Origin of the sequence: uncultured Polaribacter sp. (genome assembly GCF_947497695.1) — a bacterium.
Classification (GTDB): domain Bacteria; phylum Bacteroidota; class Bacteroidia; order Flavobacteriales; family Flavobacteriaceae; genus Polaribacter.
This window is the reverse complement of record NZ_CANMHM010000002.1, coordinates 1-22,468: the sequence shown is the minus strand read 5'-3', so window position 1 is coordinate 22,468 and position 22,468 is coordinate 1. Positions and strand designations below refer to the sequence as shown.

Genomic DNA, 22,468 nt, shown 5'->3' with positions numbered 1-22,468 from the left:
AGAGGTTATTATTGTTTTTTTGCTTTTGTACTCGTTTTAATGGTTTCTTCCTGCGATGAAAACAGTGTAATAAATACAAATCGTAAAGATTTATTCAGTAAATTTCAAAATCCACCAGCAGAGGCAAGACCTTTTGTACGTTGGTGGTGGAATGGTAATAAAATAAAAACAGAAGAGTTAGATAGACAGTTAGAGTCGTTGAAAAGTGTTGGTTTTGGTGGTGTAGAAATTAATCCAATTGCAATGCCCCTGGCTTATAATAAAAGTGACACATCTTTAGTTTGGATGAGTGATGAATGGGTAGATATGGTCGTTCACGCTGCTAAAAAAGCCAAAGATTTAGGGATGATTACGGATATCATTGCTGGTACAGGTTGGCCATTTGGTGGCGAGTTTTTAAAGGATGAAGAAACGAGTCAGCGAATGGTAACCGACAAAATAGCTTTTAGTTTCAATGATGTTATTAAAGTTGATGAAGATTATTTAATCGATTTATACAAAAAGAAATATCGAAAAAGTAGAAGTCAAAGACATATTAGTAAAAGGACAACATACAAATTAGCCAATTTAGCTTTAGTTCCTGTAGATTGTAATGATGAAGATAAAATAATTAACCTTTTAGAGCATCTAGATAAAAATGGTAAACTGAATTATAAAATTAAAAATTCAGGCAATTATTATTTGAGTTATGCACTTATTCAACAAAATTTTAGAGTTGTTACTTTAGGAGCTCCAGGAGGTGCAGGTCCAGTAATGGATCATTATAAAAAGGAAATGACTTTGGCGTATTTAAATCGCTTAAAGAAAATATCAGAACGTTCTGGTTTGCCATTAAATAAATTGATAAGAGCTATTTTTTGCGATAGTATAGAGGTTTCTGGTGCGAACTGGACTGATGGTTTTGAAACTCTATTTTTAAATGCTTATGGATATTCCCTAAAAAAATGGATGCCTTTTATTTTCTATTCAGCAAAAGGAAATTATGCAAATGATTCTTATTCAGACGGATTTTCATCAGAATTTAAAGAAAAATTAAAGCGAGTTCGTTACGACTATAACAAACTTTTGGTGGAAGTATTTCTAAAAAACTTCACCCAAACTTACAAAGATTTTTGCGAAGAAAATGGTGTGCTTTGTAGATATCAGGCTTACGGAACGCCATTTTTAATGGGAATGTTAGATGGCTATATGATACCTGATATTCCAGAAAGTAACAATTGGATTTACTCTACAGAAATGAAAGATTCTTTATGGCAATGGAATCAAAATCACGGATACATGACTTGGAATTTGTATGCGTCTGCTGGTGGACATTTAACAGGAAGGAAAATTGTAAGTTCTGAAGTAATGACCAATACTAAAGGTGTATTTAAAACCACTTTAGAAGAGATAAAGCAACATGATGATATGAATTTTATCACGGGTATCAATCATTCTATTTTACATGGTTATAATTATTCTCCAGAATCTGAACCTTTTCCAGGTTGGATACGTTATGGAGCTTATTTTAGCGAGCAAAATACCTGGTGGAAACATCTAGATAGTTGGGTAGATTATAATGCTAGATTATCAACAGTATTTCAAAATTCTCAAGCTGAAAAATCGATAGCTATTATTGGGCCAACTGCAGATATTTGGGGTGATAAAGGTTTGGCAAGAGAACCTTTTCATACAGAACCTAAATATTTACATAAATTATGGGAACCAATAAGTCAATTAGGGTTTTCTTGCGAATATATCAATCAAAATGTTTTAAATAAAGCTGAAATAAAGAATGGTGAAATTTCCTTTGGAAATATGAGGTACAAATTATTGGTTTTGGCGAGTTTAAAATCCATTCATCCAAAAACTGCTGTTGCCATTCAAAAATATGTTGCTTCTGGAGGTAAAGTTGTGGTGATTGATCAGCTTCCAACAAAATCCTTACATTTTAAAGATGCTGATGCAAATGATACGCAAGTAAAAAGAATAATGGAGAATATTTTGGCAGAAAATCCAAAGTCAATTATTCAAATAGAACAACCTGAATCATTAGAAAATTTGTTTACTTGGACAGCTAATTTTCTTAAAAAATCTGAAATTAATCCAGATGTAATCATTAGCAATCAAACAAAAAAAGTATATCAAATTCATCAAAATACAATAGATAAAAACATCTATTTCTTTACAAATATTCATAAGTTTGAAACAACGGAATTTGAGGCTACTTTTCCTGTTGAAGGAAAATATCCTTATGTTTGGAATCCAGAAACAGGAGAAAGAAAACCATTTTATTTTGCTAAAAACACCAATGAATTGCATATTTCACTCAATCCTTTAGAATCTTTGTTAATCGTTTTTGAAGATGAAAAACCAACCCAAAAAGTTACGAAGAATACAAATAAAGTTAAAAAATCAAAGATAATTACTGGAACTTGGAACGTTTCAGGAAAAAGAGTAGATGGTAAAAATTTTACTTGGCAAATGAAAGAGTTAATTGATTTTAGTCAATCCAAAGATAAAACTCAAAATACTTTTGGAGGAGAATTGAGCTATCAAATCATTTTAAATAATGATGGAAATTATACCCATTTAGATTTGGGAAACACAAATGGAGGTGTTACAGAATTGTATATCAATAACAAAAAAATAGGAAAACGTTGGTATGGAAAAGCAGTGTATCCTATTGCTAATTATTTGCAAGAAGGAGAAAACAAAATAGAAGTAAAGTACATCACTGTTTTGGCAAATTATTGTAAATCTCTAGACAATCTACTAACAAACAGGTGGACTAGAGTGTATAAAGATTTAGCACCAGCAGGTTTGGAAGGCCCAGTAGAACTTTTAAGTTATTAATTCGCTTTATAAAATTAAAAGAATTTAAGGTATAATTTTTAAAGTTTCAGGTTGATAAAGACTTTATTAAAAATCATTTTTTAAAGAGTGTACAGGATACTGTAATAAGAAAAGAATATTATTTTTGAGAAACAAAAAGTTAAAAATTACAAAAATGTTTAAAAAGTTACTTTGTTTTAGTATTACTTTGTTAGTAGCTGTATCTGTATTTTCTCAAGATTATCCATTTAATTTGCCTTCCAATATGGAAGCAACAATTCATATAACATCTTCTAATACAGAAGTATTTAATAATCTATTACTAGGTACAAATACGCATCATTTTTCAACTACAAAAGAAAAAGACCTCATAAATAAATTAAAACCAATAACCATAAGATTTCCTCACGGTTTATGGGCAAATTGGTACGATTGGAGAAGAGATGTTACAAGACTTTTTGGCGAAGAATCTTTTCAATACGAACAAGGAGTTAATAAAACGATTAAAACAAAAAAACCTGATTTATTAGCCAATATAAAGATATTTGATACCAATAATATTAAAGTAGGTATTGATGGACTTACAAGTTTAAATGCGACAAGAAAATTACAAACAGGTAAAGGTTTTGATATGATGTGGACATTTAATATGAGTGCAGATGATAAAGATTTTAATAATGGAAGCCCAGAAACCATAGCAAGGTACAATGATTTGATTTCTAGAGGATTTGAGGTAAAAGTAGTAGAATTGGGAAATGAAAATTTTTATCCTGGACAAAGAAGCTCAATAATACCAAATACTGAAGATTATATTGCTAGAGCAAAATCAATGTCTGCAGCTTTAAAAGCTAAAGATCCTAACATAAAAGTATCTGTTCCTTTATTAAGAAGAGATAGTTGGGCAAACCCTAACTGGAATAAAGATTTAACAGAAGATTTGACTTATTTTGATGCAGTTACAGTACATACTTATGTAGGTTCAGACCCCGATGATTCTAATAATAGTGATGAAGCTTTTAGTACTGCACTTACAGCTCGAAAATTTTTAGGAAATTCTATTTACGATTATGCACATAAAGTAGCACCAAATAAACCAATTTGGTTAACAGAATGGGGTGTAAAATCTGGTGGCCCAAATGCAGTTTCTGTTCTAGGAATGGTAGATTGTTATATTTTTATGAGTCAAAATCAAGATGTTTTTGAGCGTGCTAATTGGTTTAGTGTAAATGGGCAATTAAACTCTCATTACGTTTGGGAAACTTATATATCTCCTAGTGGTAAAGAACGCCCAAGGATTAAGTATCCTTTAGAAAAAACATTATTTGGTTCAGCTTATGAAATCATTCGTTTGGCGCTAGAAAACACCACATTAATAGATAGCAATGTAGAAGTATCAAATTTGGTAGAGGGTGTAAAAGCGGTTAACGCAAGAGTAGTAACAAAAGATGGAAAAACCTCAGTTTTTGTTGTAAACCTTAGTAATCAGGATGTACCATTTAAGGTGAATATTGACGGAGCTGCTTACACAGAAACAGTAACTCACAAAGCGATTACATTTAATAAAATGGATGAAGAAAGAGCTATGGGTATTGATACAGATCCGTTAGCTTTAATTAGTGAAGGAAGTGAAGGGATTACATTGCCTAAATTCTCTATAAACATTATAGAATTGAGTAATGCAACATTATCTACTTCAGAAATAGTACAAGAACAAATAATTAATATTTATCCCAATCCGACTAAAGGTGTTTTTAACATCAAAATAAACAATGGAGAAAAAGCACAATACAGAATTTACTCAATTAATGGAGTGGAAGTTCAAAAAGGTAGTTTTATATCAGAAAAACAAGTCCGTTTTGAAAATATACAAAAAGGTATTTATATATTACAATTAGAAAGTGATCAAGGGATTTCTAATCATAAAATTGTAGTAAAATAAGATAAAATCTATCAAATTTTAAAACCATAATCTGCTAATTCAAACATAAACGATGTTAAAAAAACAAACGCTATTCTCTCTTTTTGTAATCTCAATTCTTTGCTTTTCTTGCAAACAAGTTTCTACATCAAGAGCATCAATGTCTTTTGAGAAATTATTGATAAACACAAAACAAAATCCAAAAGCAATAGAAAATAAACAACCCGATTTTTCTTGGATTGTTAATGCAGAAGGATTCAATAAATCACAATCTGCATATCAAATTTTAGTAGCCTCAGCTAAAGATAAATTAAATGAAGATGACGCAGATATTTGGAATTCTGATAAAACTGAAATTAACAAATCTACGTTTGTAAAATATAAAGGAACAGCTTTAAAAGCAATGCAAACTTATTTTTGGAAAGTAAAAATTTGGGATGAAAAAGGTGATGCTTCATCTTGGTCTGAAGTTCAAAATTTCCAAATGGCATTGATGAATAAAGAAAACTGGGGCGATTCTAAATGGATTACCTTAAATAAAGATACTAGAACTTCTCCTTATCAATTTAGAGATTACAAAACAGGTAGAATGGTAAACCAACCTGCAAAAAAAGTAAATGGTTTTCCTGCAAGTTATTTTAGAAACGAATTAGAAATCGATAAAAAAATTGAAGATGCGCAAGTATATGTTTGCGGATTGGGATATTATGAGTTGTATTTAAATGGAGAAAAAGTGGGTGATCACGTTTTAGATCCTGCACCTTCAAATTATGATAAGCAAGCCTATTATGTGAATTATGATATTACCGAACAATTAAAATCTGGTAAAAATGCCTTTGGAATTATAGTAGGAAATGGATTTTACGGACAAAATATTTCTTGGAGCCGAGATCCAGAATCAAATAAAAAAGGGGTGTCTTACGGTCCGCCAACCGTACGTTGTTTGGTAAAATTAAATTATACTGACGGTACATCAGCAGATTTTTACACGGATAAAAACTGGAAAGAGTCTACAGGGCCAATAGTATTCAATAATATTTATGGAGGTGATACCTATGATGCTCGTCACGAAATTGGAAAATGGAACACAGTTGGTTACAATGATACTAAATGGGGTAATGTAAAAGTAACATCTCCGAAAATTAAAAAAATAAGTGCGAGTCAAATTCCACCAATTAAAAAATTAAAAGAATTAGAACCTCAAAGAGTATTTAAAGGCGCTGATGGAGAATGGATTGTAGATTTTGGACAAAATATTGCAGGTTGGGTAAAATTAAACGTTGAAGAGAAAAAAGGACAATTAATTGATGTAATTACAACAGAGGCTTTATTAACAAATGGAAAAGATATTTTTAAAGGTTCAACTGGTGGTGGAGCAAATGGAATGACACAAATTTACAAATACATTTGTAAAGGAGAAGGAGTAGAATCTTGGGAACCTAAATTTAGTTATCACGGATTTAGATATGCCAAAATAAAAGGGATTTCTAAAAAACCAGATGCAGCTATGATTAAAGCAGTTTTGGTGGCAACAGATATTAAAGAAACAGGAAGTTTTACATCTTCTGATGCATTATTGAATAAAATGCATAGCATAAGTAAATGGACTATTGTAGATAATTTACACGGAATTCCAGAAGATTGTCCTCACAGAGAAAAATGTGGTTGGTTAGGAGATGCCCATGCTTTTTGCGAATATGCTTTGTATAATTATGATATGTATGACTTCTATAAAAAATACATGGAAGACATTAAAACCCAAATGCGACCAACAAAAGGGCATAACAATCCTGAGTTAAAATTTCAAGTTCCAACAATGATTGCTCCTGGAAAGAGAACATCAACTTACGCAAAAATAGATTGGGGTGTTGCAACTATGTATTTGCCTTGGTACAATTATAAATTTTATGGAGATGATGCTATTGTAAAGGAGTACTATAAACCCATGAAAGGGTTAACTGATTTTTACCTGAATTTTAAAGGCGAAAATGGAATTATGCAAGATGGAATGGGAGATTGGTGTCCACCACTTTGGGACAGACGTAAAAATCCTTCTGTGATGGAATGTGATCCAATTATTTCTGCAAACGCCTATTTTTATGATATTTTAAAAGTGATGGAAAAGTTCGCAGAAATGAATAATGATGCAGCTTATGAAGCGAAGATGAAAAATGAAAAAGAAGCATTATTAAAAGCGTTTAACAAAGAATTTTTAGTTGATATTCCAAATACAAAACACAAATGGTATCAAAGTCAGACTGCAACTGTACAAGCTTTACAGTTTGGAATGGTACCAAAAACAGCAATAGAATCCGTTGTAAATGGCTTGGTACACAATATAGTTGAGGTTAAAGGAGGACATCATTCTACAGGAATTCACGGAAACAGATATATTTACACAGTTTTAACAGAAAACGGACATGCAGATTTGGCATACCAAATTTTAACAACGCCAGATTTTCCAAGTCAGACTTATGTAATGAATTCAGGATTTACTACTTGGCCAGAACGTCAATTTATTTGGGAAGAAATGGAAGGGCCAACCAATTCTCTAAATCACCCAATGCATAGTGGTTTTTCTGCGTATTTCTTTGAATCTTTAGGTGGAATTAAATCAACCTTAGAAAACCCAGGTTTTAAAATATTTACGGTAAACCCAGAATTTTCTAAGAAAATAACATCAACTTCAGTTACAGTTCCTACTCCTTTTGGAACTATTAAAAACGATTGGAAAAGTGAAAATGGAAACTTATTTATGAATCTTGAAGTACCTTTTAACACAAGGGCTAAAATTATTTTAAACGAAAAAGAACTTGAAACTTTAAAAATAAATGATGCTTCTTACGATGATGATAAAAAAGAAGTAATTTTAGGTTCTGGAAATTATAAAATTGAATATCAAAAAACTTTAAAATAAAATCAATACAGCACAGGATACTATATGATTAAAGTTTATTTAGTTTTGTATCTATTTATAAAAACACAATAATGAAAAAAAGCATTTTACTTTTTATACTTTCAATTGTCTCAATGCAATTATTTGCACAAACAGCAACATGTGATGGTTCACTTCCTTTTGAAGAAAAAGATGGTTTATTAACTATAGAAATGGAATCGGGTGTTTTTCCTGCTGGGTCTGATTGGCAAACTGGTAGTGAAGCTGACCCTAATTTATCTGGAGCAACCATCAATTATATTTTTTGGAATGGTGCAGAGTCTTTTAGTTCTCTTTCTGGTGCACCAATAACTTACAATATAAAAATTAACAATCCAGGTACTTATAGATTTGCGTGGCGTGGACGTATTGGTAAAGGTGATTCTGGTGGAGAGCACAATGATGGTTGGCTTAAAATAGTTGCTGATGACTTTTATGCAACTAGTCAAAATAGTGCAACTTCATCTGGAGCTTTAGAACCAAAACCTAGTTGTAATAGTAACCCAGATAGAGACTGCCCTGCAGGTTCTACTACTGGTGGTTATTTTAAAGCTTTTATGAATAGACATCCTATAAATTCTGCTGATGATAGAAAATGGGGTTTTGTAACAAACACCAATGATCATAATTCTTTTAGATTTATCTGGGCAACTTTTAATGCTCCTGGTAACTATTCTATACTGGTAGATGCAAGGTCAAATTCATTTTTTATGGATAAGATGGTTTTAAGAAGAAGTAATCTGTCTGATTCTAATGCACATGATCTAAATAATCCAGAATCTGATTGTTTTGATGCATCTTTGTCAACAAGTTCAGTAACAAAACCAACAATCAGTATTTATCCAAATCCTACAGAAGGAAATATAGAGGTTAAAAATTTACCTCAAAACAGTACACTAATCATACACAATATTTTAGGAGCAAAGGTTCGTCAAATAAAGATGAATACTATATCACAAACTATTGATATAAGCGATTTAAAAAAAGGAATATATTTTATTTCTAACGCTGATAAAAAGAATTATTTTGTAAAGAAAATAGTTAAGATATAAACTTATTTAAATCAAATTGTTTAAGGTTTTAAAGCACTTTTTTTTATTGTTAGTAATATTTCTTTTTAGTTGTAAAAAAGAAGTGAAAATAAAACCAAACATCCTTTTCATTCTTGTTGATGATTTAGGTTATCATGATTTAGGAATTACAGGGAGTAAATTTTATGAAACGCCAAATATAGATCAATTGGCAAATCAAAGTACAATATTTACTCAGGGTTATGCTGCAAGTAGAGTTTGCAGTCCTTCAAGAGCCAGTATTATGACTGGTAAGTTTACTGCACGTCATGGAATTACAGATTGGATTGGTGCAAAAGCAGGTGAAGCTTGGCGAACAAGAAATAGGCAAGACAAATTATTGCCAGCAAACTATGTTCAAGCTTTACCAAAACAAGATATTACTATTGCAGAAGCTTTTAAAACAGCTGGTTATAAAACTTTTTTTGCAGGAAAATGGCACTTAGGAAACAAAGGTTCGTATCCAGAAAATCACGGATTTGAAATCAATAAAGGTGGTTTTCACAGAGGTGGACCTTCAGCAGGATTCTTTTCGCCTTTTAAAAACCCCAAACTAAAAGATAAAGAAAAAGGAGAAAACCTTACGCTTCGTTTGGCAAATGAAACCGTTAATTTTATCAACCAAAATAAAGACAGTACCTTTTTTGCTTTTTTATCTTTTTATGCAGTACATGCACCCATTCAAACTACAGAACTAAAGTGGAATAAATACAGAGATAAAGCAGGTAGTTTAGGAATTGCAAAATCTGGTTATAAAATGGAACGTGTTTTACCAGTAAGAGTTGTGCAAGATAATCCCATTTATGGTGGTTTGGTAGCAACTATGGATGCTGCAGTTGGTATTGTTTTATCAGCTTTAAAAGAAAATGGTTTAGATAAAAACACCATTGTTGTTTTTACTTCAGATAATGGAGGCGTTGCTTCTGGAGATAATTATGCAACAAGTAATTTACCATTAAGAGGAGGAAAAGGCTATCAATGGGAAGGTGGTATAAGAGAACCTTTTTTTATAAAAGTGCCTTGGTTAGAGAATAGTAATAGAGAAACAGATTTCCCTGTAATTCATACAGATTTTTATCCAACTTTGTTGGATTTGACCAATATCTCATTAAAACCAAAACAACATATAGATGGCATCAGTTTAAAACCAATTTTAGAAGGAAAAAACATCAATAAAAATAGACCTTTGTATTGGCATTATCCTCATTATGGAAATCAAGGAGGAGAACCTTCGTCTATCATTCAGCAAAATGGTTGGAAATTAATTCACTATTGGGAAGATAATCGTCAAGAATTATTCAAACTTCCATCTACAGAAAAAGATCATTTAAATGTTGTTAAAAAACATCCAGAACTTGCCAAAAAGTTAAGTAATCAATTACTAAATTGGTTAGAAGAAGTTGGTGCAAATTATCCTACAGAAGATGTTTTATTTGATGAAAATAAAAGAAAAACAAGATTAGAAAATATCAAAACTCAAAAATTGCAATCTTTAGAGAAAAACAGACTAGAAGTATTGTCTAAAGATTTTAAACCCAATGCAAATTGGTGGAAAAGTAAACTTACTAAAGACTAAAAAATGAAACAAATAATTTACATTGCAATATTGAGTATTAACTTTTGTTTTCTTTCTTGCCAAGACAACAAAAAGAAAGAGTTTTACTCTATTTTTAATGGCAAAAATTTAGAAGGATGGAATGGTGATAAGACCTATTGGTCTGTAAAAGATGGAATTTTAATTGGTGAAGTAACTCCAGAAACCATTTTAAAAAGAAATTCTTTTGTTATTTATGAAAAAGAGCAGCCAGAAAATTTTGAGTTAAAATTAGACTATAGAATTTCTACATCGGGTAATAGTGGTGTGAATTATCGAAGCGAAAAGATTAAAAATAAAGCTTTTGCATTAAGAGGATATCAATCAGACATCGACGGAAAAAACAAATATACAGGTCAAAATTACGAAGAAAAAAAACGAACCACTTTGGCTTATATTGGAGAGGAAGTAGTGATTAATAATATGCCTGATAGTATTCCATTATCAAATATTAGAAAGAATGTAAAAAGAAATTGCTGGCAAACAAGAAATGTAGTAGCCTCTTTAGGAGATAAAACAGTATTAAAAGCTTCAGTAAAAAATAACGACTGGAATACCATGCACATTATTGTAAAAGGCAACCAGATGCAGCATTTTGTAAATAGTGTTTTAATGAGTGATGTTACTGATTTAGATACTAAAAATAAAACCAATAAAGGATACATAGGTGTACAAGTACATGTTGGACCACCTATGAAAGTTGAGTACAAGAATATTTTATTAAAAAAAATAAACTAATTTATGCAGTGCATTGCAGGATAGATGCTAATCTTATCTTTTTTAAATTTGACTGATAAATTTATCATTTCATGAAAAAATATAGTAGCAAATTACATTTAATATTGGTTATTGCGTTGATGTGTATAACAGTTATTTCTTGTTCTAAAGATGAGGTAATCGATGAAAAAGGTTTATTTGAAGATCCTATTGAAGATCCAATAGAGGATCCTGTTGATCCAGATGTAATAGATTTAAGTGGAATTGATGCCAACAAAATAGCAACGATAAATACAGGTTCTTCAGAAGGTTTGTTTTATAACTTTTGGTCTACTAGGCCAATGATAAATCAAACTAGATTTAATGGATCTAGCTTTAGAACCTCCCTTAATAGCATTAAACCATATGTTAAAAGTTACAATTTGGTTAGAATGATGGGAGGAAGATCTGATAATAAAAATACTTTTTATAAAGGTGTAGATAGTTCAGGTAAAATTATTACCGATTTTAGTGGATTAATTACCAGTTTACGAAATTTTAGGTTAACAGGTTTTAAGCCAAGAATTGTTTTGGATAATGTTCCTTGGGAAATGAGTTTGCCAAAAGTAGACGATACTTATGGTAATTCTAAACCACCTAATGATTATGGAATTTGGAGACAATATGTAAATGCTTATCTACAATCTTTGGTTGATGAATTTGGAATGTCTGAGGTTAAAACGTGGCGTTTTAGAATTGCCACAGAACCCAATTATACGCCTCATCATTGGAGAGGAACTAAAGATGATTTTTTTAAACATTATGATATTACAGTAGATGAGGTATTAAAAGTAATACCAAATGCTATTGTTGGACCAGGTAACTTATTAACAGAAGGTGTAGCAACATTTACTACAGAAATTATAGACCATTGTGCAAAAGGTACCAATTACGCTACAGGAGCAATTGGAACAAAAATGGATTTCTTTGCCCTTTCTTATTATGAGAAATTGGATAAAAAAGAAGTTAGGTTTGAAAATGTAGTAAAACCTTATAGAGATAAATTAAACAGTTATTCGCAATTTAGAAACATCCCTTTTGATATTCAAGAATTTGGAATTTTAAGAGGTGATAATGGTGTAAGAGGTTTAAGTTTAAGTGATGGTTCTGAGGTTGGAGCAAGTTGGTATGCAACTATTGCAGCTTTAGCTTACAAGTATAATGTAACAGAAATTTACGATTGGGGACAAGAGCTAGAATTTAGTACTCTGCCAACAGGAAGAAGAAGTGTTACTGAAATGTTTTTAAAATTGGAAGGTGGTAATAGAATGATTGCAACAGAAAATTTATCTGGATTTTCTGGGGTAATTCCTGTTGCTAAAGATGGTAAAATTTATGTGTTAATATACAACCATAATACAACTAGAAATAGTACAAACGCTAAAACCATTTATGCTAAATTAGAAGGAAGTCAGATTTCTGGAACTGAAAAATGGAAAATGAAAGAATGGACTATAGATAAAGACAATAGTATTCTAATGAACGAATTATACAAAGATATTAGAAATGCAGGTGTTGGAGAAAAAACAAACGGGCGTATTTATGGAAACAGACCTTCTGATCGTTTTGAAGATGGATGGAAAAATGTTTTAAATAGTAACTTATCTAAATATGAAGCCCTTTCTGAATTGAAATTAACTGTTGATGATGCACTTGTAGGTAAAAAAGATGGATACTTGGCATTAAAAGTAGATTTAGCTCCCCATTCAGTGAAGTTAATCGAGTTAATACCGCAATAAAGTAATAAATATTTGAATTAATTTTTACCAAAAAAAGGTCGATTTAAATTATTAAATCGACCTTTTTATGGGGTTTATTTTTTCTTTTTCTTCTGCTTTACTTTTTCAGGATTCTTAATAATATAATCTAATAAAATATTTTTAACATCTTCAACTGTACCTTGTGCTAAACCATTATTTACATTTGCACCAGTAATCCAATACAAAACCATACCAGCATCAGAACAATCCCATTTTCCTTTTTGGAACCTTACAATATCATCTACTTCTGCCATTTTTCCAAAAGTCCAAACCAATTGAATTCTCGGGTCAGTATGATTTTTAGCCCAATCCCAATCTTGAAGAGCCACTTTTAATTTTATATTTTGGTCTGGGATCCTTACTTCTTCTATATCAAAATCTAAAATCTGTTGCCAAGTATAAAAATCTCCAGCATTATCATTTGCAGGATGATGTGTAATTACTTTTACAAATTTGTGTTTTTCTTTCGGAGTTTTTTGCAGAGCCATTCCAATAATATCTGGTTCACCAGCTTCAATAATCCATAAAGGGTCATTTTTTGTTGATGCATTTATTGCCCAACACAAATCGTTAATGGTTGCTTCTTTTTGCCAGATTGCATCATAAAAAGTTAGGTTTTCAAAACCTGTCCAACGTCTTGCAGTCATGTCACAAGCCAATTGCATTAAATGATGACGTTCTCTTTCTGCTCTTTCAGAAATTCTATCATCTCTAACCAAATCGCAACTATGAGAATAATGTACCAATCTGTTTTCTAAACCTGCAGAACGCAATAAAGCTAAAGTAACAGTAGTTCCTCCTAAATCATCTGGGTCTGGAGAATTTCCATCAGCAACAATAGCAATTCTTCCTTTTGGTGGGTTTATCTTTTGAGCTAAAATTAAGTTAGAAACAAAAAGTGAAATAAAGATTAAAAAAAATGTTTTTTTCATATGAATTTAAAATTTGTTAAAAAGAATTAGATTTTAAAAATAGTATAATTCAATTAGTTAAGCAACCTGTGCTAACCTGTAAGGCCATAACAGTACAGGATTCAATTAAACCTTGATTCATTTATATTTGGTTTACCCATAATACCATTTAAAATAAAAATTATGAATCTAAAAAGCTCACCAATTTTAATAATTTTGTTATTTTCTCTTACTTTTTTTATGTATTGCGAATCTTCAAAAAAAGAAACCAAGCAGATAGCACCTCTTAATATTCTTTGGTTGGTAACTGAAGATATGGGTGCTTACATTCCTCCTTTTGGAGATAATACAGTTGCAACACCAAACTTAACAAGATTGGCTAACGAAGGTGTGATTTTTCCTAATTTGTATTCTACATCTGGAGTTTGTGCGCCAAGTAGAGCTGCAATTGCTACAGGAATGTACCCTTCTAGTATTGGTGCAAATCATATGCGTACAACATCAAATACTAAAGAAACAGGTTTACCTAAATATGAGGCTGTGCCTCCGGCTCAAGTAAAAATGATCAGTGAGTTGTTGAGACAAAAAGGCTATTACTGTACTAATAATTACAAAGAAGACTACCAATTTAAAGCACCAGTTACAGCTTGGAATGAAAGTAGTAAATATGCACATTGGAGAAATAGACCAAATAATCAACCTTTCTTTTCAATATTTAATTTTACAGAAACACATGAATCTGGTTTATTTGAACCTTATGGTTTTAGACAAATAGAAACGAGACATTACAAATCTGGAGATAGAAATTACAAATGGAAACTAAATGGTTTGCCAGATTCAAAAAATAGAATTTTAGAAGAAAATAATCCAGTTCATATTCCAAAAGACACCAAATTTAAAGTGCCTCCTTATTTAGTTGATAATGAGGTTACTCAAAGAGATATGTGGAAACTGTATAACAATATTGCAGAGATGGACAAACAAGTGGGTGCAGTTTTAAAACAATTAGAAAATGATGGTTTATTAGAAAATACCATTATTATGTTTTATGGCGATCATGGAGGTCCTTTGCCAAGAGAAAAAAGATTGATTTATGATTCTGGTTTAAATACACCAATGATTGTTCGTTTTCCAAAAAAAATAAACGCAGGTACAAAATTTAATCAATTAATTAGTTTTGTTGATTTTGCACCAACATTACTTTCTTTAATTGGCGAAAAACCGAAAGAATATATGCAAGGGCAGGCTTTTTTAGGAGCATATCAATCTAAAAAACCGCGTAAATTTATACATGCAGCAGCAGACAGGTTTGATGGTTTTACAGATGCAATTAGAGCAGTAAGAAGTCAGAATTTTAAATACATTAGAAATTATAAGCCAGAACAAGGGTATTATTTGCCAGTAGCTTACAGAGAAAAAATACCTGCAATGCAAGAATTATTAAAGTTGAAAAATGAAGGGAAATTAAACGAAATTCAAAAACAATGGTTTAGAGAAAACAAACCAAAAGAAGAATTGTTTGATTGTAAAAATGATCCTTTTGAACTGAATAATTTGGCTGATAATCCTAAATATAAAGCAAAGTTAGTAGAATTGAGTTCAGAAATGGATCGTTGGTTAGCTAATATTGACGATAATCCTAGTTTAGCTGAAGCTGATTTGGTAAAAAAACTATGGAATGGAAATGATACAAAACCTACAACAGCTTCTCCAAAAATAAGTATAAAGAATGGAGAAATATTTTTAAGTTCATCAACAATTGGGGCCTCAATAGCATATAAAATAGCTTATGGAAAAGAGGTTGATTCAAAATCTTGGCAAGTTTATAAACAACCGTTTAAGATTGAAAAAGAAGAGTTTATTCTTAAAACTAAAGCTCATAGAATAGGTTATGAGCCAAGTAAAATTATTGATTTGAAAAACTAGTAAGTTACTTAGATTATAACTGTGCTAAACTTAATTTTTTTTATGTTTTAAGAAGGTTTATCATTAAAAAAGTGAATTTTTGATATTTCTTTAAATTTAATCGTCAATTAGTTTGTTTTTTTTTTTTTTTTTTTTTTTTTTTTTTTTGTTTTTTTTTTTTTTTTTTTTTAAAAAAAAATAAAAAAATTTAATTTTTTTTTTTTTTTTTTAAATTTTTTTTTTTTAATGTTTTTTTAACATGTTGATATCTTTTTTTACCCCCTTTTTTTGTTAATAAACTAAAGGGTTTGGTGTTTGGTTTTTTTATGATTTTCCTTTTTAAAAAGGATAGAGCAGGATAGTCAATATTATTTTAGTAAATATTTTGCAGATATATTAATCAAATACATAAAATTTTATGAATCTAAAAATTACATTTCAAATTCCCTCCAATTTGAGGAGACTTTGTTTTTTTGCAATTTTAATCATCTCGTCGATTACAATTGCAAATGCTCAAACAATTACAGGAACTGTTTCATCAGAGGGCGTACCTCTTCCAGGAGCATCAGTTTCAATTAAAGGAAGTTCAAAAGGAACTAGTACAGATTTTGATGGTAACTACACCATTAATGTAAATTCTGGTTCTACTTTGGTTTTTTCTTATGTGGGGTATTCTAGTAAAGAAGTTGTTGTTGGAAACCAAAAAACAGTCAATATAAGTCTAGACGCAGACAATAAACTTGACGAAGTAGTTGTAATTGGTTATGGTACCCAACGTAAATCAGATTTAACAGGGTCTGTTTCTACTGTAAGTGCTACAGATGTTGCTGAATTACCAGTTTCTAGAGTTGATCAAGCTTTACAAGGTAGAGCTGCAGGTGTACAGATAACTCAAACAAGTGGAGCACCAGGTGCTGGTACTTCTATAAGAGTACGTGGAGGTAATTCAATTACTGGTAGTAATGAACCTCTTTGGGTTATTGATGGTATTATTGTTGGTACAAACTTCAACCTTAACAACCTTAATGCAAATGATGTGAAATCTATTGAGGTTTTAAAAGATGCATCATCAATTGCAATTTATGGATCAAGAGGAGCTAATGGAGTTATTTTAGTAACTACAAAAAATGGTAATAATGTTGGTGGAGGTAAACCACAAGTTAGTGTTGGTATGTATTCAAGTATGCAATTAGTACCTGAAAGGCCAGACTTTCTAAGTCAAGCTCAGCAAATAGACTACACCAATCAAGATGCAATTCTTAGAGGTGTAGCAGAACCATTTCCTGGAAATCCATCAGATTATCCAAATAATGATTTTTTCGATCGTTTATTGAGTCCATCAGCTATCAATAATATAGATGTATCTGTGGCTGGATCTTCTGAGAATGGAAGTGTTAGTTACTATAATTCTTTAAATTTTTTCGATCAAGATGGTCTAATTGAAAATTCTGGAATACGAAAATTTATTTTTAGGTCTAATTTAGATTTTAAGTTAAGTGATAAATTAAAAGCAGGAGTTCGTATTAATTATTCTAGAATTAAACAAGATAATGGAGTAGTTGGTTATTCAGGTCTTTTAGGTATACTACCTACACAACCTATTTATAATGCTGATGGTTCTTTTAACGGATCTAATGAAGTAACAGGAAATCCATTTAATAACCCTGTTGCCACTGCACAATTAGATATAGATGAAACTACTGCAAGTAATTTGTTAGGAACTATATATTTAGAATATAACCCTATTGAAAATTTAACGATACGTTCTACATTTAATCCTAATGTTACGAATTCAAAAAGAAATGAATTTACATCTAGTCAAAGACCCGATTTACTAACAGGAGATAGTAATGCTAAGATAAGTAATGTATCAACGATCAATTGGAATAATGAAAATACAATACAGTATTCTGGTGATATAGGAGAAGATCATAGTTACACGGTTTTAGGTGGTGCTTCTTTTCAAAAAGATGTTACTGAAACTGCATCAGCTCAAGCTTTTGGTTTTACTACAGATGCTACAACATTTAACTCTATACAAACAGGAAGTGTTCCTACAAGAAACTTAGTAACTTCAGGTTTTAATCAAAGAACACTTGTTTCTTTTTTTGGTAGACTTAATTATACCTTTAAAGATAAATATTTATTAACATTAGTAGGTAGAAGTGACGGTAGTTCTGTGTTTGCCCCTGGTAATAAATACGAGTTTTATCCATCTATTGCAGCTGCTTGGAAAATTTCTGAAGAGCCTTTTATGGAGAATCAAGATATCTTTCAAAATTTAAAATTAAGAACAAGTTTTGGTAAGTCTGGTAATCAAGCTATAGACCCATACAGTACCTTAGCACAATATTCTGAGGCAAATACTTCGACTAATGGTATTGAAGTTCCTGGTGCTTTATTAGGAAGACCAGCGAATCCTAATTTAATTTGGGAAACAACAACTTCTTTTGATTTGGCTTTAGAGGCTTCGTTTTTACAAGGTAGAATATTTACAGAGTTTAACTACTATGCTAAAAAAACAGAAGATTTATTATTAAATGTAACTATACCAAGACAAACAGGTTATTCGGAGCAATTGCAAAATGTAGGTTCTTTAGAAAATAAAGGTTGGGAACTTTTGATTAATTCTAAGAACATACAGAAAGAAAACTTTAATTGGAACTCTACGCTAACCTTATCATCTAATAAAAATAAAATATTAGATCTTGGAGGTAAGGAATCTATTGATGTAGTTGTAGATCAGATTTTAGGTGCAGGGAATGTAAGATTAATAGTTGGTGAAACAGCACCAGTATTTATGGGTGCACAGTATTTAGGGACTTGGAAAAGTCAAGCAGAAATTGATGCCTCAGGACAAGATCCAGCTTTAAACGCTGTTGGAGGTCCAAGATATAAAGATTTAGATGAAAATGGAAGTATATCTAACGAAGATTTTGAGGTTTTAGGAAATCCTTTTCCAGATTTAATTTATGGATTTGAAAACAATTTTTCATACAAAAACTTCGATTTAAGTATTTTTATTCAAGGTACTGTTGGTAATGAAGTTTATAATTTAAGATCACGTACTGGATTTTTCATTCGTGGGGAGGTTCCAAAATATGCAGAAGTTGCTAATTATTGGTCGCCTCAGAACCCAACTTCTGATATTCCTAGACCAGGATTTGTAGAAGGTGCATATCAGCCCAATTCTTATGATGTTGAGGATGGTTCGCACTTACGTTTAAAGAATGTTAGATTCACCTACAATTTACCAGTTGAAGAAATAGGATGGAAAGGTGTAAAAAACATGTCAATTTATGCATCTGGAACCAATTTATTACTATTTTCAGATTTTAGATTGATTGACCCTGAAACCAATGCATTTGGTAACCAAGACTTAGGTAATCTAGCTCAAGGATTTTCTAGAGGAGAGTATCCAAATGCTAGAGTTTTGAGTTTAGGATTTAACGTAACTTTTTAAAAATATAAATATGAAAACAAATAAATTATTTTTTTATATTTCCTTAATGATATTCACATGTTTAGGTTGTGAATCATTTATAGAGGAAGACCCAAGAGATATTATTGCTCCAGAAAATTTCTTTGCTAATGATTCTGATGCAAGACAAGGTATTACAGGTATATACTCTGTAATTAAAAACAACTCTATTTACGGACAAGCAGGTCTAGATAATTGGTATGACAATGGTGTAGATATTATAGAGCCAAATCGTACACACCCTATTTTTGCTGTAATGGGCAATTACACTTTAAATGAGGTGACAGCAGATGCTTCTAACCAAAAAATGAGTGTATCAGATACATGGCAAAACCTGTATAGAGTTATTTTAAATGCTAATGTGATTATTGATAGAGTAGATGGTAACGCTGCTATTTCAGACGCTGTTCAAGCTAATGTTGTTGCAAATGCTAGATTTCTAAGAGCACTAGCTTATTGGCATATTACCAACCTTTGGGGTGATGCACCATTTTATACAGAAGTTTTAACTCTAGAAGAGATTAGTAAACTTGGAAGAACAGGTAAAGATATTATTTTAGCAAGTGTTTTAGATGATTTGGAGTTTGCACAAAATAATTTGCCTCCTAGTGTACTAAATGATCAGAGAGGTAGAGCATCTAAGTGGGCAGCAGTTATGATAGAAGCTAAAATACATATGCAAGCTAAAAGATGGCAAGATGGTTTAGATAAATGTTTGGAAATTATAAATGAATCTCCTCATACTTTGTTATCAACTTATGCAGATGTATTTGATCCAACTAATGAATATAATTCAGAAATTATTTGGTCATTAGATTTTGCTAGGGATGTTACAGGTCAATTTGAGCCAGCATTTCCAGGTGCTGCTTTTGCAGGAAATAATTATTGGAGACCAAGTCTTTTTAATCCTCGTATAAGAGATGAGCCTGCTAATGCAGCTGATAAAGATCCTTTAATTGCTGCGTTAAAGGCTAATGGACAAGAATTTAATGGTACTGGACTACAGATAGCATCTAAAGATTTTGCTAATAAGTTTCCTGCTAACGACTTAAGAAGACCTTTAAATATTATGGATTCTTATGCAGGTTTTCCATTAAATCATACTTATTTGCCTAAGTTTATGAATCTTAATTTTGAAACATCTCCTCGTTTTAATCACGGAGATAATAGAATTGTATTTCGTTTAGCAGATGTTCATTTAATGGCAGCAGAGTGTGAAAATGAACGCCCAGGAGGAAATCCTAATGATGCTTTTGAGTATATTAGAAAAATAAGAGAACGTGCTTATGCAACTCAAGGAGAAGCTGAGGCTATAGATGGTTTAAGTCAAACAGACTTTAGAGAAGCAATTTATGATGAACGTAAATGGGAGTTAGCTGCAGAGGCAACAAGAAGATTAGATTTGATTAGATGGGGCATTTATTTAGATGTTGTTCGTAATGCAGAATTCAAAACTTATACTCCTAATTTAAATATTAAGGACAATCATGTTTTGTTACCAATACCATTAAATGAAATACAGTTAAATCCAAATTTATTAACATCAGATCCAACCAATAATGGATATCGTTAAGATTTTTAATTTAAATTGATTTGTTTAATTATAAAGCCGAAAGAAATTAGTTTCTTTCGGCTTTTTTTTTATAATCATTAAAAAGCTCTATTTATGTAAGAATTTAAATCAGTATTCAACAGGATACTTAAGAATCAATTTTACCTTATTTTTAATAAAATTACTCAAATGAATTCATCAAAAAAAATATTAGTATTCCTTTTTATTTTAGTAGCAATAAATAGTTTTTCTCAAGTTAAACACGGTTTAAGAGATGCACAAGGAAGGCACATTATACCAAGAGGTTTTGTAATTAACACAAACGATCATGCAGGTGAAGTTTTTTTTAATAGTGATGATTATGCAAGACAGGTTAGAATGGGAGCTAACCATCAAGTAATTCGTTTAGAATTAGGTAAACTAAGTAGTTTTCCTGGAGGGAAATTAGAACCTAAATATCTTGCTAAATTGGATACCTTAGTTGCTTTAGGTAAAAATCATGGCATAAAAACGGTTTTTAAAATGACAGTTTATGGGGTTGATAAACTAAAATGGGAAGAATTTTGGGAGAATAAAAGAGATAAAATGCACAAAACCTATATTGATGCTTGGAAAGTAATTTGGAATAGGTATGTCAATGAATCTTATGTTTTAGGATATGATATTGTAAACGAACCTAGAAAATTAGAAATGGAGATTTCTTATAAAGATTTAACAGATACATATCTAATTCCTTTATATCAAAGGATTATAGATGAAAGTCAGAAAATTAATGCTGACAAATTAATCTTGATTCAGTCTATTTTTATGAACAAAGGAGAAAAGATAGATAACAATCAATATGCAGAAATTACATCGCCAATTAACAGAAAAAACATTGTTTTTGCACCACATATTTATCAGAATAATATAGATTTTATAGAGAAAAACATGAATCGGTTTGATAAAGAATCTACTATGATGAAGGCACCAATTTTAATAGGTGAGTGGGGTTTTCCAACTTTTGCTACTACAGACACAACATTGGTTGGTAAATTAGGGCAGTTAGAGTACAGAAAACTATATATTAAAACAGCAGAAGTTTTCGATAAAATGGGAGTTGGAACCATAAAAGCTTGGTTTTTAGGTAACAGAACTATGCAAAACTTTTTAGCAGGTGGTCCTTCTACTTGGTCTATTTTTAGTGATAAAACAGATGCAGGAACTGTAGAACGTAAATATATTACAGATGTAATTTCAAGACCTTTTCCACAAGAAATTGCAGGAGATATTCAATCATTTTTATTCAACTTTGCTAAAAGAGAATTAGACTTAAATATAATTTCTGATAATAGCAAAGGTGCATCAAAAATATTTATTGGGCAAAATAGGCATTATCCAGATGGTTTTTCTGTCATTATCAACAACGATTTTGTGATGTATTACAATCCGTTAAAAAATGTAGGTTTAGAAGTTTATAAAACAACAAAAGATTCAAACCCTTCAGATTTTATTTGGGATGAAAAAACTCAAAAATTAATTGTGTTAAAATGGGGGAAAGACAAAACAAATTACAATATTAAAATAGTACCAGGAATTCGTAATTTTTAAAGTTAAAGTACTAAAGACACAGATTTTATGATCGAGTATTTATTCAAGAGGCACTTTCATAAGTATATAAATACTTGTTTATCAATTAAATAAGTTGTATTTTAGATAAAACAAAACCCCGAAAACGAGCTCTACACTCAAAAAACGGGGTTTTCTATCATTTGTCTATGTCTAAAATACGA

The 22,468-nt window shown here is 30.9% G+C and carries 12 protein-coding genes; 11 read left to right on the top strand and 1 reads right to left on the bottom strand.

Translation table 11 applies throughout. The features are described from left to right. Positions 1-39: 39 nt before the first annotated feature. The 7 genes from Q0731_RS02625 (at position 40) to Q0731_RS02595 (ending at position 12,826) form a co-directional block, all read left to right on the top strand. The gene (locus Q0731_RS02625; protein ID WP_299059467.1) at positions 40-2,835 is read left to right on the top strand and encodes a glycosyl hydrolase; all 2,796 of its coding nucleotides are present in this window, start codon (positions 40-42) and stop codon (positions 2,833-2,835) included. 154 nt (positions 2,836-2,989) lie between these two features. Beyond that, a complete protein-coding gene (locus Q0731_RS02620; protein ID WP_299059464.1) occupies positions 2,990-4,753 on the top strand; it encodes a T9SS type A sorting domain-containing protein in 1,764 nt (587 codons plus the stop codon). A gap of 52 nt (positions 4,754-4,805) precedes the next feature. Beyond that, on the top strand, positions 4,806-7,649 hold the full coding sequence (locus Q0731_RS02615; protein ID WP_299059461.1) for an alpha-L-rhamnosidase: 2,844 nt from the start codon (positions 4,806-4,808) through the stop codon (positions 7,647-7,649). A 71-nt stretch (positions 7,650-7,720) separates the two neighbouring features. Next, positions 7,721-8,719 (top strand): T9SS type A sorting domain-containing protein, encoded by a 999-nt coding sequence (locus Q0731_RS02610; protein WP_299059459.1) that lies wholly within the window; start codon positions 7,721-7,723, stop codon positions 8,717-8,719. An 82-nt stretch (positions 8,720-8,801) separates the two neighbouring features. Then, a complete protein-coding gene (locus Q0731_RS02605) occupies positions 8,802-10,313 on the top strand; it encodes a sulfatase (protein ID WP_299059456.1) in 1,512 nt (503 codons plus the stop codon). A 3-nt stretch (positions 10,314-10,316) separates the two neighbouring features. Continuing rightward, positions 10,317-11,069, top strand: coding sequence for a DUF1080 domain-containing protein (locus Q0731_RS02600; RefSeq protein WP_299059453.1), 753 nt, complete (start codon positions 10,317-10,319; stop codon positions 11,067-11,069). Positions 11,070-11,140: 71 nt separating this feature from the next. After that, a complete protein-coding gene (locus Q0731_RS02595) occupies positions 11,141-12,826 on the top strand; it encodes a hypothetical protein (protein ID WP_299059450.1) in 1,686 nt (561 codons plus the stop codon). A gap of 74 nt (positions 12,827-12,900) precedes the next feature. On the opposite strand, the gene Q0731_RS02590 is transcribed toward Q0731_RS02595, so the two are convergent. Beyond that, positions 12,901-13,779: a hypothetical protein gene (locus Q0731_RS02590; protein ID WP_299059447.1), complete on the bottom strand. Its 879-nt coding sequence runs from the start codon at positions 13,777-13,779 to the stop codon at positions 12,901-12,903. A gap of 162 nt (positions 13,780-13,941) precedes the next feature. On the opposite strand from Q0731_RS02590, the gene Q0731_RS02585 reads away from it, so the two are divergent. The 4 genes from Q0731_RS02585 to Q0731_RS02570 all read left to right on the top strand — a co-directional run bounded on the left by Q0731_RS02585 (position 13,942) and on the right by Q0731_RS02570 (position 22,286). Further along, complete coding sequence (locus Q0731_RS02585) at positions 13,942-15,684, top strand: sulfatase (protein ID WP_299059444.1); 1,743 nt, start codon at positions 13,942-13,944, stop codon at positions 15,682-15,684. 397 nt (positions 15,685-16,081) lie between these two features. Then, positions 16,082-19,126: a TonB-dependent receptor gene (locus Q0731_RS02580; protein WP_299059441.1), complete on the top strand. Its 3,045-nt coding sequence runs from the start codon at positions 16,082-16,084 to the stop codon at positions 19,124-19,126. Positions 19,127-19,136: 10 nt separating this feature from the next. Further along, a complete protein-coding gene (locus tag Q0731_RS02575; protein WP_299059438.1) occupies positions 19,137-20,717 on the top strand; it encodes a RagB/SusD family nutrient uptake outer membrane protein in 1,581 nt (526 codons plus the stop codon). A gap of 168 nt (positions 20,718-20,885) precedes the next feature. Next, positions 20,886-22,286: a cellulase family glycosylhydrolase gene (locus Q0731_RS02570; protein WP_299059435.1), complete on the top strand. Its 1,401-nt coding sequence runs from the start codon at positions 20,886-20,888 to the stop codon at positions 22,284-22,286. Positions 22,287-22,468: the final 182 nt, after the last annotated feature.

Coding starts and splice junctions, on each gene's coding strand:
- Q0731_RS02625 (WP_299059467.1), top strand. CDS start 40: ATGGTTTCTTCCTGCGATGAAAACAGTGTAATAAATACAAATCGTAAA.
- Q0731_RS02620 (WP_299059464.1), top strand. CDS start 2,990: ATGTTTAAAAAGTTACTTTGTTTTAGTATTACTTTGTTAGTAGCTGTA.
- Q0731_RS02615 (WP_299059461.1), top strand. CDS start 4,806: ATGTTAAAAAAACAAACGCTATTCTCTCTTTTTGTAATCTCAATTCTT.
- Q0731_RS02610 (WP_299059459.1), top strand. CDS start 7,721: ATGAAAAAAAGCATTTTACTTTTTATACTTTCAATTGTCTCAATGCAA.
- Q0731_RS02600 (WP_299059453.1), top strand. CDS start 10,317: ATGAAACAAATAATTTACATTGCAATATTGAGTATTAACTTTTGTTTT.
- Q0731_RS02595 (WP_299059450.1), top strand. CDS start 11,141: ATGAAAAAATATAGTAGCAAATTACATTTAATATTGGTTATTGCGTTG.
- Q0731_RS02590 (WP_299059447.1), bottom strand. CDS start 13,779: ATGAAAAAAACATTTTTTTTAATCTTTATTTCACTTTTTGTTTCTAAC.
- Q0731_RS02585 (WP_299059444.1), top strand. CDS start 13,942: ATGAATCTAAAAAGCTCACCAATTTTAATAATTTTGTTATTTTCTCTT.
- Q0731_RS02580 (WP_299059441.1), top strand. CDS start 16,082: ATGAATCTAAAAATTACATTTCAAATTCCCTCCAATTTGAGGAGACTT.
- Q0731_RS02575 (WP_299059438.1), top strand. CDS start 19,137: ATGAAAACAAATAAATTATTTTTTTATATTTCCTTAATGATATTCACA.
- Q0731_RS02570 (WP_299059435.1), top strand. CDS start 20,886: ATGAATTCATCAAAAAAAATATTAGTATTCCTTTTTATTTTAGTAGCA.